At 40.9% G+C, this 15,943-nt stretch carries 14 protein-coding genes; 3 read left to right on the top strand and 11 right to left on the bottom strand.

From position 1 onward, the window contains the following. Positions 1–102 precede the first annotated feature (102 nt). Positions 103–1,797 (top strand): methyl-accepting chemotaxis protein, encoded by a 1,695-nt coding sequence (locus tag N1I87_RS10160; RefSeq protein ID WP_003352796.1) that lies wholly within the window; start codon positions 103–105, stop codon positions 1,795–1,797. Between the two features lie 312 nt (positions 1,798–2,109). Here the strand turns inward: N1I87_RS10160 and N1I87_RS10165 are convergent, their stop codons facing one another. From N1I87_RS10165 to N1I87_RS10185, 5 genes are all read right to left on the bottom strand, one after another. Further along, positions 2,110–2,760, bottom strand: a complete 651-nt coding sequence (locus N1I87_RS10165) for an NUDIX hydrolase (RefSeq protein WP_003352795.1) — start codon at positions 2,758–2,760, stop codon at positions 2,110–2,112. Positions 2,761–2,956: 196 nt separating this feature from the next. Then, positions 2,957–3,094, bottom strand: coding sequence for a hypothetical protein (locus N1I87_RS10170; RefSeq protein ID WP_155814569.1), 138 nt, complete (start codon positions 3,092–3,094; stop codon positions 2,957–2,959). 269 nt (positions 3,095–3,363) lie between these two features. Continuing rightward, positions 3,364–4,707 carry an MATE family efflux transporter gene (locus N1I87_RS10175; protein WP_341101559.1) on the bottom strand — a complete coding sequence of 448 codons (1,344 nt, stop codon included), beginning with the start codon at positions 4,705–4,707 and terminating at the stop codon, positions 3,364–3,366. A gap of 290 nt (positions 4,708–4,997) precedes the next feature. Further along, entirely contained in the window at positions 4,998–5,156 is a 159-nt protein-coding gene (locus tag N1I87_RS10180) for a hypothetical protein (protein ID WP_341101561.1), read from the bottom strand. 90 nt (positions 5,157–5,246) lie between these two features. Then, the gene (locus N1I87_RS10185) at positions 5,247–6,554 is read right to left on the bottom strand and encodes an MFS transporter (RefSeq protein WP_341101563.1); all 1,308 of its coding nucleotides are present in this window, start codon (positions 6,552–6,554) and stop codon (positions 5,247–5,249) included. 364 nt (positions 6,555–6,918) lie between these two features. Between N1I87_RS10185 and N1I87_RS10190 the strand changes: the two genes are divergently transcribed. Continuing rightward, a protein-coding gene (locus N1I87_RS10190; RefSeq protein WP_341101344.1) for an IS630-like element ISBs2 family transposase occupies positions 6,919–7,963 on the top strand; the annotation gives its coding sequence in 2 pieces (ribosomal slippage) (positions 6,919–7,422 and positions 7,424–7,963; 1,044 coding nt in all). A 294-nt stretch (positions 7,964–8,257) separates the two neighbouring features. Here N1I87_RS10190 and N1I87_RS10195 read toward each other — a convergent pair. The 5 genes from N1I87_RS10195 to N1I87_RS10215 form a co-directional block, all read right to left on the bottom strand. Further along, complete coding sequence (locus N1I87_RS10195) at positions 8,258–8,575, bottom strand: hypothetical protein (RefSeq protein WP_003352788.1); 318 nt, start codon at positions 8,573–8,575, stop codon at positions 8,258–8,260. 206 nt (positions 8,576–8,781) lie between these two features. After that, positions 8,782–9,618, bottom strand: a complete 837-nt coding sequence (locus tag N1I87_RS10200; protein ID WP_341101564.1) for a uroporphyrinogen-III synthase — start codon at positions 9,616–9,618, stop codon at positions 8,782–8,784. A 34-nt stretch (positions 9,619–9,652) separates the two neighbouring features. Next, entirely contained in the window at positions 9,653–10,618 is a 966-nt protein-coding gene (locus N1I87_RS10205) for an MBL fold metallo-hydrolase (RefSeq protein ID WP_341101566.1), read from the bottom strand. Between the two features lie 251 nt (positions 10,619–10,869). Further along, positions 10,870–12,885: a molybdopterin-containing oxidoreductase family protein gene (locus N1I87_RS10210; RefSeq protein WP_341103357.1), complete on the bottom strand. Its 2,016-nt coding sequence runs from the start codon at positions 12,883–12,885 to the stop codon at positions 10,870–10,872. Positions 12,886–13,200: 315 nt separating this feature from the next. Beyond that, entirely contained in the window at positions 13,201–13,407 is a 207-nt protein-coding gene (locus N1I87_RS10215) for a hypothetical protein (RefSeq protein ID WP_341101568.1), read from the bottom strand. 436 nt (positions 13,408–13,843) lie between these two features. Here N1I87_RS10215 and N1I87_RS10220 point away from each other — a divergent pair, with 436 nt between their 5' ends. Beyond that, positions 13,844–14,479, top strand: coding sequence for a LysE family transporter (locus N1I87_RS10220; RefSeq protein ID WP_341101570.1), 636 nt, complete (start codon positions 13,844–13,846; stop codon positions 14,477–14,479). Here N1I87_RS10220 and N1I87_RS10225 read toward each other — a convergent pair. Next, a complete protein-coding gene (locus N1I87_RS10225) occupies positions 14,476–15,819 on the bottom strand; it encodes an amino acid permease (RefSeq protein WP_341101572.1) in 1,344 nt (447 codons plus the stop codon). The two genes, N1I87_RS10220 and N1I87_RS10225, sit on opposite strands and share 4 nt — an antisense overlap. Between the last annotated feature and the right edge of the window lie 124 nt (positions 15,820–15,943).

A 15,943-nucleotide genomic window follows, 5' to 3' on the forward strand; every position in this document is an offset into this window, starting at 1 on the left:
TGAACGTCCCCTCCCATCCTTACATACATGCAGCCATTATTCGGCAGAAATATCGTTGCTTAAAAATATAATCAAAAGATAACAGGAATATGAAGGTGAAGAATGTTGAAGTTAAATGCAAAAATTAATGTACTAGTCATCAGCATTATTCTTTTTATTTCGTTTACCGTTTGTATTGCAGCTATGGAAAAAGTTTCTACCAGCATTAAAGATTTTGCGATTCATAAAGCCAAAAGTGATTTACGTTTAAGCTATCACTATATTGATTCTAAATACGAAGGCGATTGGGCCATTAAAAATGGAAAATTGTACAAAGGGTCCACTTTAATGAATAATAATGAAAAAATCGTGGATCAAATAGGAAAGGACACAAATGATACCATTACCATTTTCCAGGGAGATACCCGGGTTGCCACAAATGTTTGGAAACAAGGACAACGAGTCATCGGAACAAAAGTTTCGCCCGTTGTAGAACGGACCGTTCTTAAAGAAGGACGAAATTACTACGGGGAAGCAAACGTTGCAGGGAAAATGCACCAAACCGCCTATATGCCGCTGCATGATAAAAATGGAAAGATTATCGGTATTTTATATGTAGGAGCTGATCAAAGCATCATCGATCGCACCATTCATTCATTTCTTATCGTCTTTTCCGTTGTTTTAATCGTTGCCGTTCTCCTATCTCTGACGGTTGCGTTCTGGTTTACAAACTCACTGAAAAAACGTTTGCATGTTTTAGCGGAAGCACTGGAGCATTCAGGAAAAGGAGACTTTACGGTTTCAGTCCACGATTCTTCCCGTGATGAATTAGGACAATTGTCCAAAAGCTATAATGATATGAAAGAAAATTTACGAATCATGATCCAACATGTACTGGAAACGTCTGAACAAGTAGCTGCCTCCTCTCAACAGTTAACAGCCAGTGCAGAACAAACCAGCAGCACCGCTGAACAAATCACGGAAACCATACAGGAAGTATCCCAGGCAGTCGAAAATCAAACCATGAGTGTGGAAAAAAGCGAAAAAGCCATTGAGACAATGTCGAAAGCCATCCAAAACGTATCAATGAACTCGGAAAAAATGGCGGAAAAAGGAATAGATGCAAAAGAAAAAGCAAGACAAGGCGGGTTATACGTACAGCAGACTTCTAAACAAATGAATGAAATCCATAAATCCGTTCAAGAAAGTGGCGAAGCTATTAAAATGCTTGGTCATAAATCACGGGAAATCGACATGATCACAAAGGTTATTTCGGATATAGCGGATCAAACCAATTTGTTGGCGCTAAATGCCGCAATTGAAGCAGCCAGAGCGGGAGAACACGGGAAAGGTTTTGCGGTTGTAGCAGAGGAAGTAAGAAAACTCGCAGTACAATCTCAAGAATCTTCTAAGCAAATTGCGGATCTCATAAAAGAAATCCAAGAGGAAATGGCTCGTTCCACTGATTCCATTGAACGAGTCAAGGACGATGTTCAAAACGGATTAGGCATCGTAAAAAATACGAAGGAAAACTTTGAAGAAATTGTCCATTCGGTTACGGATATCGAATCCGAACTTCAATCGCTGTCTGCAACTATCCAAGAAATGTCTGGAAAAATCCAAATGATTTCAGACGCGATGTTTGAACTAGCTTCCGCCTCTAAACAGACATCCAGCCATTCACAAACAGTCGTGGCTTCAACGGAAGAACAACTGGCCTCAATGGAAGAAATTTCAGCAGCAGCCGCTTCTCTATCCGAACTAGCACTCAGTCTGCAAGAGCGTATGGCAACATTTAAAATCACTCAGGAACAATAACGATAATATAAAACTTCATACTGCAATGGAGTGTTTTTGTCTTACGGATCTGCTGTTCAACCGGTATGGTATCATGAATCGATTATCCATATTGTATTTGAGTATATTTATATGATTTTCCCCTGCCTGATCACAAAGGCAGGGGTTTTAAAATCCTGATTACAAAAAATATTCATAACGAAATAATCGTGATGATAAAATGAAAAGCTTTCCTGAAATAAGAACCCTTAAGTTTCCGCTTCTTTAATCTGTAATATCCAATAGTAATGTAAGGAGCAACAAACGAATTGTTCCCCTTGTCTTGATTGGCGACTATTCTGTAAAACGATCTTGTTCTTTGGCTGATTTCGCAGTCAAATCCAAAAAATGTTTCAATATACTGGCTGTCAATCCCCAAATCACATAGTCTTTGTAGTAGTAAAAGTACTCATCCATTTGTTTGATTTGCCAATTATAATTTTTTCCGCCGGGGATCAAATGTAATGGGAAATTTTTTTCAGGAGCTATTTTAAAATTGATTTTATAACACTCAGGCTCCACAGATTGAAGATACGAGAGCGGTACTGTAAATACAGTTTCAACTTCTTGAGGATTTGGCCGGATTTCCGTGCCCTGTTCAATAAGACCCACATACGGATATATGATCCTTTTCCCAAAACCGGGTATAACGTAATCCAAGGGATACACTTCCGATAAGGAAGTGATGGGTATTCCCAACTCTTCTGACGTTTCTCTCATAGCCGTCTCTTTCGCCGTTCGATCATCAGGCTCCATTCTTCCTCCCGGAAAACAAATTTCGCCCGGCTGATGCCTCAGCTGCATGGAGCGCACTTCAAATAAAAGATGATATTCATTATTCATTTTAAGCAGCGGTAAAAAAACAGCAAATTTTGAAAAATGTTCGCTACCCATTATGGCAGGTTTCCGATCGCCCAATCCTTTCAAAAATCGTTTCACGTCCATACGTTTCACCTTCCACTAAATCCTGTTAAACAAAACAAGAGGTTAAGCTAATTTATGTCCCCCCTACCCTCTATTTCGAAACAACACGTACCCGGAAACACCAAGCTTTTGGTCCTATATTATCACTCATGCTTTCGACCACAACGTACCAGTGACAAACTTGCAATATATATCGGGTTAACAAACTCCCTTTTTCTTAGGTGCGAAGAGCCGCTGAATCAACAGTTTCAGAACGCTGAATCCCAAAATCAAAATGCCGCTTTTCATCATTTTCTTTCGACGTTTTATTAAGTTGAACGGTTTCATCATCATTCGAACATCCATTTGCCGGCACAAAAAACCCTCCTGATCCAATGATGGATAGGAGGCAGCGCTTCTCATGCAATGAAACCGAGAATCTCCTCAATAAGCCTATTCCACAAATAAAACTATGACGTTTTTAAATGATGTCGTTTTCACGAAATAGGTTTCCGATCACTTTAAAGTATTGCATTTCTCCGAATGATTTTCATTACTTTCATCATATCGTGTTTCAAGCAATCGTTCAAGATATTGATTCAAAATCACTTAGGAATCGTGATTCTGCTTCTGTATTACTCCATTTTATTCTCTTTCCGTAAATAATTGTTTTTTCCTCCATGTTCCATAACGATAATAAAGGAAAGCGATGATGCTGCTTATAACAAAACTAGCTCCCATTCCAAAAGCAATTCCCTTTTCGCCTATGTAAGAAGCCGACAATTCTGTTAAAGGATATCGGAGAATCCATAAAGATACGATATTGAGAACAAGCACTTGAAACATCGCACCTGAAGCCCGCACAATTCCGTTTAAAATAAAATTAATTCCCAAAAACGGATAGAAAAATGCGATGATTCCTAAATATTCAGCTCCAAACGAGACGGATGATTCAGGCTGCTGGATGAATAGCTTGACGATTCTGTCTGCAAACAAAGCAACGAAAAACGCGATGACCAACATAATGGAAATATTATAGAGGACTCCGTTTACAGCGATTTGACGAACGCGAGTCCATTGATTGGCTCCAATGTTTTGTCCGGCCATGCTGTTGACAGCCGTTCCCAGCGCCTGTGCCGGCAGCATCAAAAGACTGTCAATCCGTTGAGCAGCGCCGAACCCAGCGACAACATGTCCCCCAAAGGAAGTGACGACACTCATAATAGCAGCCGTTCCTGCTGAAATCACCATCATTTGTAGCCCGGCCGGTATCCCGAGTTTTAAAATCATGGAAACTTCTTTTCTATGAGGCCATCTCGGAACTGAAAAGGGAATCAGATGTTTCCGTAAACTGTAGTACAATCCGTATAGAAATGAAACTCCTTGGGAAAGAATCGTTGCATAAGCCGCTCCATTTAAACCAAGTCCCCACACTTCAATAAAAAGTGGATCTAACACAGCGTTCAGCACTACGGCAAAGAAAACAAATCGAATCGGCGTCCGGCTGTCGCCTAGAGCACGAAACACTGTTCCGATAAAATTATAACCAAATAAAAACAAGATTCCGGCAAAATTGATTTCTAAATAGCTTTTCGCTTCAGGCACCATCGCCGACGGAGTTCCAAGAAACTTCAAAATGGGAACGACTAACATCATTCCCATAGCCCCGAGTGTAAGAGAAATAAACGTTAATATCACAACAAAAGCATTCACATATCGTTTTAGGCCGATCTCGTCATTTTTCCCTTTCAATTGGGATAATATGGTTAATGTAGCATTATTAATACCGATAATAAATGACAAGACGGTAAAAATCACCGTTCCAGAAACGGCTACAGCTCCAAGAGCGTTAGAACCGAGCAAATTGCCAACCCATAAGCTATCGATTAATTGAAAAGAGGTTTGCAGAAAATTAGTCAGCAGAATCGGTGTCGAAAACACCACCAGCTGCTTCATAATATTTCCACTTGTAAAATCATACTGCTTCATATACTAACTCCTTTTTTCGGATCGAGTCCTTGTTAATCCCATTAGATAAGAAGGAACGACGTTTTTGGAAGTGGAGTATTCGATTTTGGAATATCAAAACTAGTCGATTCTTATTTTACCGAAATGATGAAAAATTGCCTATTCCCGTCTCTTAAAGTATAGCAAGCATCCTCTATTTTGGGATAATCAAACTTCCCTGTATTGGGTATAGGAATGACCTTGCCGTTTGCAATCTTCATCTTTCATGCCATCCGGACACCCTTGCGTTAATCGAACCGTTACTTCTGTCTTCATACTTGACGATTGGCATCCATATCAAGTCCACATAAAAAGGCAGGCCGTTTAACGACCTGTCCTTTCCTATGTTCGCTTGGTTCATTTTGTTGTACAACAGGCATCATCATATCGATGTCTGTTCTTTCCATTCTCGTTCTATAATCATCAAGCAATCTATAAAGGCTCCAGCAAATCGTGTAGACCGTGACAGCTAACCCACAGCTTGTCGCTTACCTTATTTCAGAGTACCAGACGACGATAATCTAGCTTGCATCCTGTTCGGCTTCAATGCGAGAAGACTTCGAAGACTCACCCATACGCCAATAGACGATCAAACTCACCGCAATGCAGAGAGCCACGTAGAAGAAAAAGAGCGACTCTTCGCCGATGCTCTTCAGCCATAATGCAACGAATTCCGCTGTTCCTCCGAACACCGCAACGGTAAGGCCGTAGGGAAATCCTACTCCTAGGGCGCGGATTTCGGTCGGGAATAGTTTCGCTTTCACGATAGCATTAATGGAAGTGTAACCAGTGACAATAATGAGTCCAACCATCATAAGAAAGAATGCAGCGAAAGGGTTCTTCGTCTGCTCCATCAAAAGGAACAGCGGCACTGTCAGCAATGTTCCCAGAATACCGAAACCCATCAATAGCGGGCGACGACCGATCCGATCAGATAGCATCCCGGCGAGCGGTTGAAGTATGACAAATATTAACAAAGCAATAAAATTAATCCAACTGACGATCTCCTTTTGAATGCCCACCGTGTTCACCATAAACTTTTGTAAGTACGTCGTGTAAGTATAAAAGGCGACGGTTCCGCCGAGTGTTAGCCCGACCACTGTCAGCACTGCCTTAGGATATTTCATCAGCGCTCGAATGGTTCCGGCACTTGCCCTGCTTTCAGAATCCAATTTGGAAAACTGTTCCGATTCGTCCATCGTTCGTCGCAGCCACAACACGGCCAATGCTCCCATTGCACCGATGACGAAAGGAATACGCCAGCCCCAGGACTTCATTTCGGGTTCGCTGATGATTTGTTGAAGAATAATCTGAACACCCAGCGCCACTAACTGTCCGGAAACGAGTGTGACGTACTGGAAGCTCGAGTAGAACCCGCGTCGACCGCTTTTTGCCATCTCGGACAAGTACGTGGCCGATGTTCCATACTCCCCGCCTACCGATATCCCTTGGAGCAGACGTGCCAGAACTAGAATAATAGGAGCTAGCACACCGATCGTGCTGTAACTCGGGGTAATGGCAATGATCAGGGAACCACCGGCCATGAGGCTGATGGAAAGCGTCAGCGCTGCACGTCGGCCGTGACGATCAGCGTATCGCCCCATCAAAAGGCTTCCTATTGGGCGCATCAGAAAGCCGACGGCGAAGATAGCAGCCGTATTGAGCAGTTGGCTGGTGGAATCCCCCTCAGGAAAGAACTCCGCAGAGAAATATACAGCGAAAGCAGAATAGACGTACCAGTCGTACCATTCAATCAGATTGCCGACGGATCCTTTAAAGATGTTGCTTGTGATGCGTCGCGTTTTTGCCGAATCAAATGATTGAGTCATCGTCATAACCTCCTTGTCCATATTCCCATTTTACATACCGATTTACAAATATTTTTAGAATAGTATATCGATTGTACAAGTTTTATATTTTCTTCAAACAAATTCATACATTACACTTTTTGAAAGCGCTATTAAAATTTATTATTTGAACTTATAAGAAGGATCATATAATGAAATTATACAATTACAATAAATATAATTCAATATATTAAAAAAATTAATAATATTATATCAATAAACAATATAATGATAAAAATATTTCCCGGACGTTAAGCAGAACGGAACTGTATAAATTGAAATAAAGGTTTTCTCCCGTTCCACGGCGAATAAATACAAAGAGAAAATAGGGGAACGGAGAGAAAATATGATGCCAAATCACAAAGACGAGATCGAAAAGTTGTCCACTGCCATGAAAGAAGCAAAAAGTAAACGAGCATATGAACGCTACCAAGCGATTTATCTTCATTTGCAGGGATATACCAAAGGAGAAATCGCAACGATTATTGGTCGATCCAAGAAAACTATTTATAACTATATTCATGCCTACGCCCAGCGCGGTCTTGATGGACTGGAGATGAAATACTCACCTGGCGCCCCACGTCGATTGACCCCTGAGCAGGAAAAAGAGCTGGCTTTGATCATTGAACATCAGCTCCCCGTAGATGTGGGATTCGAAGCAAAATATAATTGGACGCTTGCGATAATCGCTGAACTCATTCAACAAAAGTGGGGGCCAACATACACGCTTCGCGGAACAATTGACATTCTGCATCGGTTAGGGCTAAGCTATACGAAACCGACCTATACACTAGCCAATGCCGATGAAGAGAAACAAAAAGAATTCGTCGAAATCACCTTCCCTGAAGTAAAAAAAACTGGTAGATGGGAACATCGCCCATGTCCTCTTTCAAGATGAGTCGATGATTCGTGATTACCAAGCGATTCAAAAAACATGGTTTGTCAAAGGAAAACAACGAATCATTCCGACGTTTGGAAAACATCAAGGGCTGAAGCTGATTGGCACGTTGAACTACGAAACAGGGGAAGTGTTTTGCATCGAAGAAGAACGCTATGACGCGGAAACATTTCTTCGATTTCTTCAACTTGTGTTAGAACGCTATCCCACAGGCAAAATAGTGATGATTTTAGATAACGCTCGAATTCACCATGCCAAACTCATTCAGCCATTTTTAAAAGAACACGAAGATCGGTTAGAGCTCGTCTTTTTGCCACCATACAGTCCGCAATTGAACTTGATTGAAGGGCTATGGAAATGGCTGAAATCAGACGTGATTTACAACGTGTTCTATTCGAGTGTGCAAGAAATTAGAAAGAATGTCCAAGCCTTTATTCAGCGAATCAACCAGAAACCAGAACAAACGATCGATCGTTTGTGTGTTCAGTTGTAAATCTTTAATTCAACTTATATGGATCGGAAAATACACTTTCTTTCCCGCGAGAAAAAATGGAAAATAATATCTCTTCACATAAGTGACCAAATTTTCCTTCTTCACACTCCTCATAAAATAATACCTTTGTTCAATCATTTCTTTTGCAGTCACATAGAACAATAAAAAAGCAAGATTTAGCATTTTTCAACACCAGCCAGAATATGTTTAAAATGGACAGAAAAAGAGCTGATCCTTTTGCCTTTTGAACAAAAGACAAGCGCTAAAGGATGGCTTGTCTTTTGTGAATGATTATTAATGATGATGGTGATGCTGGTGAGCTTCTTTCTCTTTCCATGGGTTTGTAATGACGAATTCTTCCTGTGGTACGTAGAAATATTGGACCCAAACTCCGTCTAAAAACTCTTCGCGTCGATCTAATAAGATATCGATATCTTTATCCGTTTTCACGATTTCATCATGCTCTGTTGGAGTATCAAGCTTAATTCCATAATGAGCATGATCACCGTGAATTTCGGTAATATATACTCGAATCATTTTTCCTTCCGCTTCCGGGCTTTCCAGCATTTTCTTTAATACTTTCGCTGCATTACGATTTAGTTTGCATTTCATCAAAATCACTCCTCTTTCAAACAAATACCTTACCATTATCCCCTTTTTTTGATAAAAATGAAACTAATGTGCTTAATGTTTGAAAAAGAAATTGATTCAATCCTCGAAGAAAGAAAAGACAAGGCGGATCAGTTCATCACTCATTTAGGAAGATGCGCCAAAAAGCTGGCAAACGCCAAGGAAAAACCGCTTTGTAAAAAGCGGCCTCAAACATTGTCTTCGACTTTTTCCGATTGTTGCTGATAATAACGGGATAGTTCTATAATCATCGCTCCCATACGTTCGTTTTCCGGAACGAGATAACGGTCAATCCCTTCCTCTTGCAAAGCTTCTGCCGTTACTTTCCCCACGGCGACAGGCAAAACCGCATCACGAAATGCAAGGGAAAGTTCTGCATCCAATCTTTGTGATTTAGCAAACGAAAATAAAGAGTGAACTTGTATCGCGCTCGTGAAACAAACGGCATCCACGTCATGCTGCAAAATTTCCCGACATAATGTATCCACTGTTTCCCGTTTCGGCGGAATATGCTGATAAGGAAGAATCTCTAAAATATCCGAAACGCCTTGATCTTGAAAAAATTTCTTCAATCGAGGAGCTTTTTCTCCATGCAGCTGTATCGTAACCTTTTTTCCTGAAAAATCGGTTCCTTGTAGCGCTCGCATCAGTCCTCTTGTCGTACCATCTTCATCAACGACGACCGGTTGAATTCCAATCTTTTTAAGAGCAGCGATCGTTTTATAGCCTCTTGCAGCAACACTCGTGGTTCGGATCCTATGTAAAAATTTTTCTTGTATTCCGATCTTTTCGGCCAAGTCCAAAAGCGTTTGTACTCCCGCTCCGGTTGTAAACACGGTCCAGTCCGATCCTTCATCAACAAATTTCCGCAAATCCGGCTCCACTTCCTTTTCTGCTTTGAAAACGGTTCCTTGAAGTGGACGGACGATCGGTGTTCCGCCTTGTTTTTCGATTAATGTGCTCATCTCTTCTGTTTTTCGCGAACCGCCAATCACGATTCGCTTACCTGATAGACCTTTACTCAATGTGACCCCTCCTTGTTGAAAGCCGCTCGAACGATTATTTCTCAGATTCAGCCATTCTTTTTTCAAAATAATCAACAATTCCCATCGAGCAGATCGTTAAATCTAAATCGAGTATTTCATAAACGTTTGAAGTGCGTGGCACCTTTCGTTCATCCAAATATCGAGTAACTTTTTTCTTTAATGTTTGATAAACGGCCTCCGTCTTTTTTTCAAAAGAAAGGCTGCTGTCGGCCACTTGCTGCCCCGCTTCTACAAATATAGGAAGCCAAAATCGTAATTGCCGGAAAGCAGCGGATGGATCTTCGCTCATTCCAAAATGGCCAAAATAAATCCGGCTAATCCCTAGTTTCTCAATTCGATCAGCGGATTGGAGCATTGCTTCCGGATTAAAATGATTCGGAGGTGTTGTAGGCAAATAAAAATCCAGTCCATTTTCCAAAAGCGGGGTATAGATAATCCCAACTGTATCCCCCGTAAAGATACCGTTGCTTTTCGGGTCATAAATAGAAAAATGATGATAAGCATGGCCTGGTGTATCCAAAAAGGTAAGTATGCGGTCATGGCCAATTTCCAGCGTTTCCCCATCCTGTTTTACGATTAAACGATCTTCCGGAACAGGCACAACAGGTTCAAAAAACTCTTCGAATTTATCGCCGTATACAGCCTTTGCCCCTTGGATCAATCTCGATGGATCGATAAGATGTCGTTTCCCCTTTGGATGTACAATCACTTTTGCTTTCGGGCATTTTTCCAAAAGTAGTCCCGCTCCTCCAGCGTGATCGAGATGAATATGTGTCACAATGATGTATTGAATGTCAGCAGCCTTTAGCCCCAACTGTTCCAATCCCTGCAGAATATAAAGAATAGATGGACTTCCACTTGTTTCAATAATCGTCAATTTTTCTTCTTGAATTACATATGTTCCCGTTCTTTTTTCACGTCCTAAATCCCGTACGTCCAATAACGAAATCCCATGGCCCAAATATTGCGCACTTGGCATTGTATCCCCTCTTTCCAAAATGATTCTCCCTCCCTTAATACTACTAGTTTAACAGTTTGCGGAACTAATGGAAAGTTCGGAAAAATGTTTCATTTTATATGCATGAAAAAAATCCGTTTTGAATATATAAGTCGCAATGGCTGACACTCCAGCATACATTTAGGCTTGCAGCAACCTTTTCAAAATGTTTGGCGCCAAAAACATTGCATTTTCTTCTTTTACATGCGAAAAAGCTGACGATCCTTTCATCGTCAGCTAAAACTTACTGGCTCTTTTTGAACTTCTACAAAAGTAGAAAAAAAGCAAGCTCCTCCTCCCATGTCTGCCAATTGCTGCGACGTTAAAACATTGACGGATTGGAATCCGGATTGTTCATCATCCCACCAAAGTCCTTGAATTACGGCGGTTCCTTCTAAACAATCTTCTGTGACGTTGGCGGACAAACGGCAGCGCCCCCTCTGATTGTAAACAATGACCATATCGTCTGTTTTGATTCCGCGTTGTATAGCATCTTTTGGATGGATTTGCAGCCGAGGTTTTCCTTCTAATTTTTTTAATGCAGCTATATTTCCAAAAGTAGAATTTAAGAATTGATGATTTGGTCCAGAAATCAACATGAGAGGGAATTTTTTCTCCATTGGTTGAATAGGAGTAAATACAGGGACAGGCGGCAACCCCTCTTTTTTCATCCTTTCCGAGTAAAATTCCACTTTTTTGGATGGAGTAGGAATGTACTGCGGAAAAGTATTGTTTGCAGCGCCTATTTTGACATAGCCCTTTTTCTTTAATTCGTCATAATCGATGCCGATATCCTCTACAATTTCTTTTATCATCTCTTCTTCAGTAACACGAAATGCCACATCATCAAATCCCATACGCTCCGCTAGTTCCTTAAACAAGGTAAAATTCGATTTTGCTTCTCCTTGAGGAGGAATGACCGGCTCGTGAAGCTGCAAATACAGATGCCAATATGATTTATACAGGTCCCAATTTTCAAAATGAGTGGTTGCAGGAAGAACGATATCTGCATAACGGCAAGTATCCGTAAGAAACTGATCATGAACAACGGTAAATAAATCGTCCCGCAACAATCCGGCTCTTACCTTTTGTTGATCAGGTGCTACTTGCGCCGGATTACTGTTATACACAAACAACACTTTAATCGGGCGAGACCGATCAAGCAGAGCATTTCCAAGCTGATTCATGTTAATGGTGTAGGCGCGAGGATTTTGATGGAGATCAGGACGTTGGATTTTATAATGATGAAAAGGAAAAAAACCACTGTTTCCTTTTAAAGCACCTCCACCACGAATTCCCCACTGTCCGGTTAAAGCCGGCAAACATGCGATGGCACGGACGGCCATCCCACCATTTTCATGGTGCTGCAAGCCATTTCCAATTCTAATAAAAGAAGGAGTGGTTTGACCGTATAATCTCGCCAATGAAAGAATCTCTTCCTCAGAAAGGCCTGTCCATTTTGCCGTGATGGAAGGAGTATAAGCTAAAGCCTCCTTTTTTAATTCTTCAAAGCCGATTGTATATTTTTGAATAAAATCTGTATCAATCAAGTTTTCTTGAATCAGTACATGCATCAAGCCAAGCGCTAACGCTGCATCCGTTCCGGGTCGGATCTGCAAAAACCAATCAGCCCATTTTGCGGTACGGTTGCGATGCGTATCGATGACAACAATTTTCGCTCCACGTTTTCTGGCTTCATTGGCATAGAGTACTTGATGCAAATTAGTGCTCACGGCATTGCAGCCCCAAATCAAAATGAGCTTAGAATAAATCGTTTCTTCGGGATCAATGCCTTTGTTTGCCCCCATCGTGTATCGAAATCCTTGCGCTCCGGCCGAATTGCAAATCGTCCGATCCAAAAAACTGGCGCCTAATTTATGAAAAAATCTCCGATCCATCCCTTCGCTGTTTAATATCCCCATATTTCCATAAAAGCTGTAAGGCAAAATGGCTTCACTGCCATAAGTTTGGATCACCCGCTGAAATCGTGTAACGATTTCATCATAAGCTTCCTCCCAAGATATCCTTTGAAAAGCCATCGTCCCCTTTTTTCCTGTTCTTTTTAACGGATAAAGAACACGCTCTTTGTGATAGGTTCTTTCCGGGAATTTTCGAACTTTATGGCAAATGACCCCTTTTGTCACGGGATGATCTTTGTTCCCCTCCACTTTTACAATTCTTCCATTTCGTTTTTCCACCATTAAACTGCAAGCATCCGGACAATCCAGCGGACAAACAGATCGGACCATTGTCACCTTGTCTTCCAACAGTATCTCCCTCCCATGATGAAAGCTTACTAGTGATTATAACAAATGTGGCATGTATGTTCACTTTCATTATATAAAAGGAGTTTACTTATCAAATATCATGATGAAAAATCACCTTACATCAAAAAAACAAACATGATTTAAAGAATTTTCACTGATCGCTTTTCAATCAAAAAACTGCTCGTCCCAAATTTCAAAAACAATTGCTTCCTTGAACGAATCCATTCTTTTTTAGTACTACTCTCTAAAATTTTCCTTTAAAAAAGACCCTTGGATTCATCCAAGGGCCAGCGACTTCTAAAAATTGACGGGTCGTTTTTTTCTCTTCCGAACAGAGAGTTTGTATTTTTCCATCTGTTCATTCCATTTGTCCCATTTCTCTTGCTCTTCCAATTGCTTAAAATATTTGGCCAAATAAAACGGGACTATCAAAAACAGAATGTAAACGCTTCCAATCAAAAATTTAATAATGGATAGCATATGCTCACCCAAAAATGCCCACATCCTTTACGCCTCCCTTTCTATTGGTATCTTATGAAATTTTTGTCTATTTTATGAATTTTATTTGTCTATTTCGTGGCAAAATGAAAAAAATCCTGCATAAGCACCATATTTTTATTGAAAATTCAGAATATTTTTTATAATATTCCTTCCAGCCTTATTGCTTCGATATGGATCGTCTCCAATAATTTTTTTACACAAAAGAGACTTTTCGTTTTCATGCTTATGGTCATTATCTGTCCGCATCCGCCTTTTTCTATTTTGGGTTGATCTTTTATTTTGTCAAACTCCTTCCATGCATTTACATCACGAAAATTCAAATTTACATTTCATCATTTTCCTATTAACTGGATATTATCTTTTTTCCAAAAGCTTGAGTTATACAAGTCTTTCTTTTGGAATAGAATCTTACGAGCAAAGAACGTGGAGGGTAGACTCAATGAGCGTCAGTTTATTTGTCAGTTATCTTCTTTTAGGATTATCGTTGGCGGCACCGATCGGACCGATTAATGCCGCTCAATTGGACAAAGGAATCAAAAGCGGTTTTATGCACGCTTGGCTTGTCGGCGTCGGCGCTCTCATTGCAGACGCGTTTTATATGATGCTTGTTTATCTTGGTTTTGTCCGTTTTCTTGACGCTCCTTTCATCCAAGCCTTTCTTTGGTTGTTCGGATTTTTTGTACTTGTTTACACTGGCGTTGAAAGTCTTTTAACAGCCGGAAAAATTTCTACAAATGTTCAACGAAGCAGCCAACCGCTTTTTAAAACGTTTATTTCCGGTTTTTTTATGTCTTTATCCAATCCGTTAACCATTTTATTTTGGTTGGGGATTTACGGTTCGGTGCTGGCTAAAACAGCCACTACTTACGGAAAAGAGCAATTGTTCTTTTTGAGCGGAACCATCTTCGCGGGTATTTTTTTATGGGATCTAACGATGGCATTTATCGCTAGCAGTTTTCGCAAACTTTTGTCCACCAACTTTTTGTATTTGACTTCTTTTCTATCCGGTCTGTCGCTCGTCGGTTTTGGCTTTTATTTCGGTTTTCAAGGTATTATGACTCTCATCGCCCATTAAACAGGAGCCGGTTTTTGTCCCTTTTTCCAATTGGATCGCATTTTCAGCACTACAAGGGCAACGATTCCGACAAACAATAAGCTGCCGAAAAAACCAAATCGACTCGTTTTTTCCAGTAAAGTACCGCTAACCGCCAAAATGATGAGCACCATCCCTGACCATCTCTTTGTTTTGCCCCATGCGCTTAATTCGATCAGCCGCCTTGAAGAGAGAAGAATAAAAAACCAATTATACAAAAGCATTAAACCGGCGGCAGTTGTAATATATTCATACACTTTATCCGGCATCGCGAGCGCCAATATAACGGAAGCCGCCATTCCTGCCGCTGTCAAGCCCATAGCTTTTACAGGAACTTTTAATTTCCATTTCTCCTTTTTCGCTAACGCGGCGGGAGCATCTCCATCTTGCGCTAACGTCACAAGCATTGATGTAACCGAAAACAAAGAAGCGCACATGGTGGAAAAACCGGCGATAATGAACGCTCCGTTAAAAATATGCGGGAAAAACGGCAGGTGATAGTCTTTTAAAGCGATGACGAAAGGACTTTCTTTCGAATAAAAGGCCTTCCAAGAATCCATCATCACCGCCAAACCGAGCGAGAGGCAGTAAATGAGTGCCAGCAAAAAAAGCATGAAGCTTCCGGATTTTGGGGCATCTTCTTTTTTCCGCAAGCGAATCGCCAGTATTCCCATAATTTCAATCCCGCCAAATGAATAAAAGGCGTAGATGAGTGAAGCCCAAACTCCTATGACTCCATTCGGAAATAGTTGTTGGATAGTAGTTGGTACTCGAAAGCCATTTCCTCCGTCTAAAACCCCACATAATGCAAGTGAAGCGATCACAATAAACATCAAAATGGCGGAAACTTTCATAACGGCAAAAACATTTTCTAGTCTGTCAAAGCCTTTCGTACCCGTTAATACAACCATAATCCCCAAAATGGCATAACCGGCTGCAAAGACCCATAATGGGACATTTGGAAACCAGAAACGCGAAAATATCGATAGCGCAGTCATTTGGCTTCCCATAATTAACATTTCTGAACACCAATAAACCCACCCTGTGGAAAATCCCGCCCAACGTCCATAAGCTTTTTTGGCATAAGATCGGAAAGAGCCTTTTTGCGGGTCATTTTTTGTCATTTTTGCTAACGCATCAAAAACGATGTAAGTGGAAAATGCCGCAAGAATATAAGAAAGGATAACGGATGGCCCAGCATTACGGATGGCAAGACCAGATCCAAGAAAATAGCCGGTGCCGATTATGCAGCCGACCCCGATTAAGGATAACTGCCACCATTCAAGCTGCCCCTCCTTAGAAGAACATTTGTTGCTTTCCATGTCCATGCACTCCCTTTACTTCTTTTCCTACTATATTGTTCGTTAACAAAGGCGATTTATTCTGTCATTTCCAGTCTTGATTCATTTTCAGCCCCATGCTTCTCAAATTGGTCGGAATCCACAA

The sequence above is a fragment of the Bacillus sp. FSL W8-0102 genome, assembly GCF_038007225.1.
Classification (GTDB): Bacteria; Bacillota; Bacilli; order Bacillales; family DSM-4216; genus Bacillus_O; species Bacillus_O smithii.

Coding starts and splice junctions, on each gene's coding strand:
- N1I87_RS10160 (WP_003352796.1), top strand. CDS start 103: ATGTTGAAGTTAAATGCAAAAATTAATGTACTAGTCATCAGCATTATT.
- N1I87_RS10210 (WP_341103357.1), bottom strand. CDS start 12,885: ATGGTCCGATCTGTTTGTCCGCTGGATTGTCCGGATGCTTGCAGTTTA.
- N1I87_RS10175 (WP_341101559.1), bottom strand. CDS start 4,707: ATGAAGCAGTATGATTTTACAAGTGGAAATATTATGAAGCAGCTGGTG.
- N1I87_RS10205 (WP_341101566.1), bottom strand. CDS start 10,618: ATGCCAAGTGCGCAATATTTGGGCCATGGGATTTCGTTATTGGACGTA.
- N1I87_RS10185 (WP_341101563.1), bottom strand. CDS start 6,554: ATGACTCAATCATTTGATTCGGCAAAAACGCGACGCATCACAAGCAAC.
- N1I87_RS10195 (WP_003352788.1), bottom strand. CDS start 8,575: ATGAAATGCAAACTAAATCGTAATGCAGCGAAAGTATTAAAGAAAATG.
- N1I87_RS10220 (WP_341101570.1), top strand. CDS start 13,844: ATGAGCGTCAGTTTATTTGTCAGTTATCTTCTTTTAGGATTATCGTTG.
- N1I87_RS10165 (WP_003352795.1), bottom strand. CDS start 2,760: ATGGACGTGAAACGATTTTTGAAAGGATTGGGCGATCGGAAACCTGCC.
- N1I87_RS10225 (WP_341101572.1), bottom strand. CDS start 15,819: ATGGAAAGCAACAAATGTTCTTCTAAGGAGGGGCAGCTTGAATGGTGG.
- N1I87_RS10215 (WP_341101568.1), bottom strand. CDS start 13,407: ATGTGGGCATTTTTGGGTGAGCATATGCTATCCATTATTAAATTTTTG.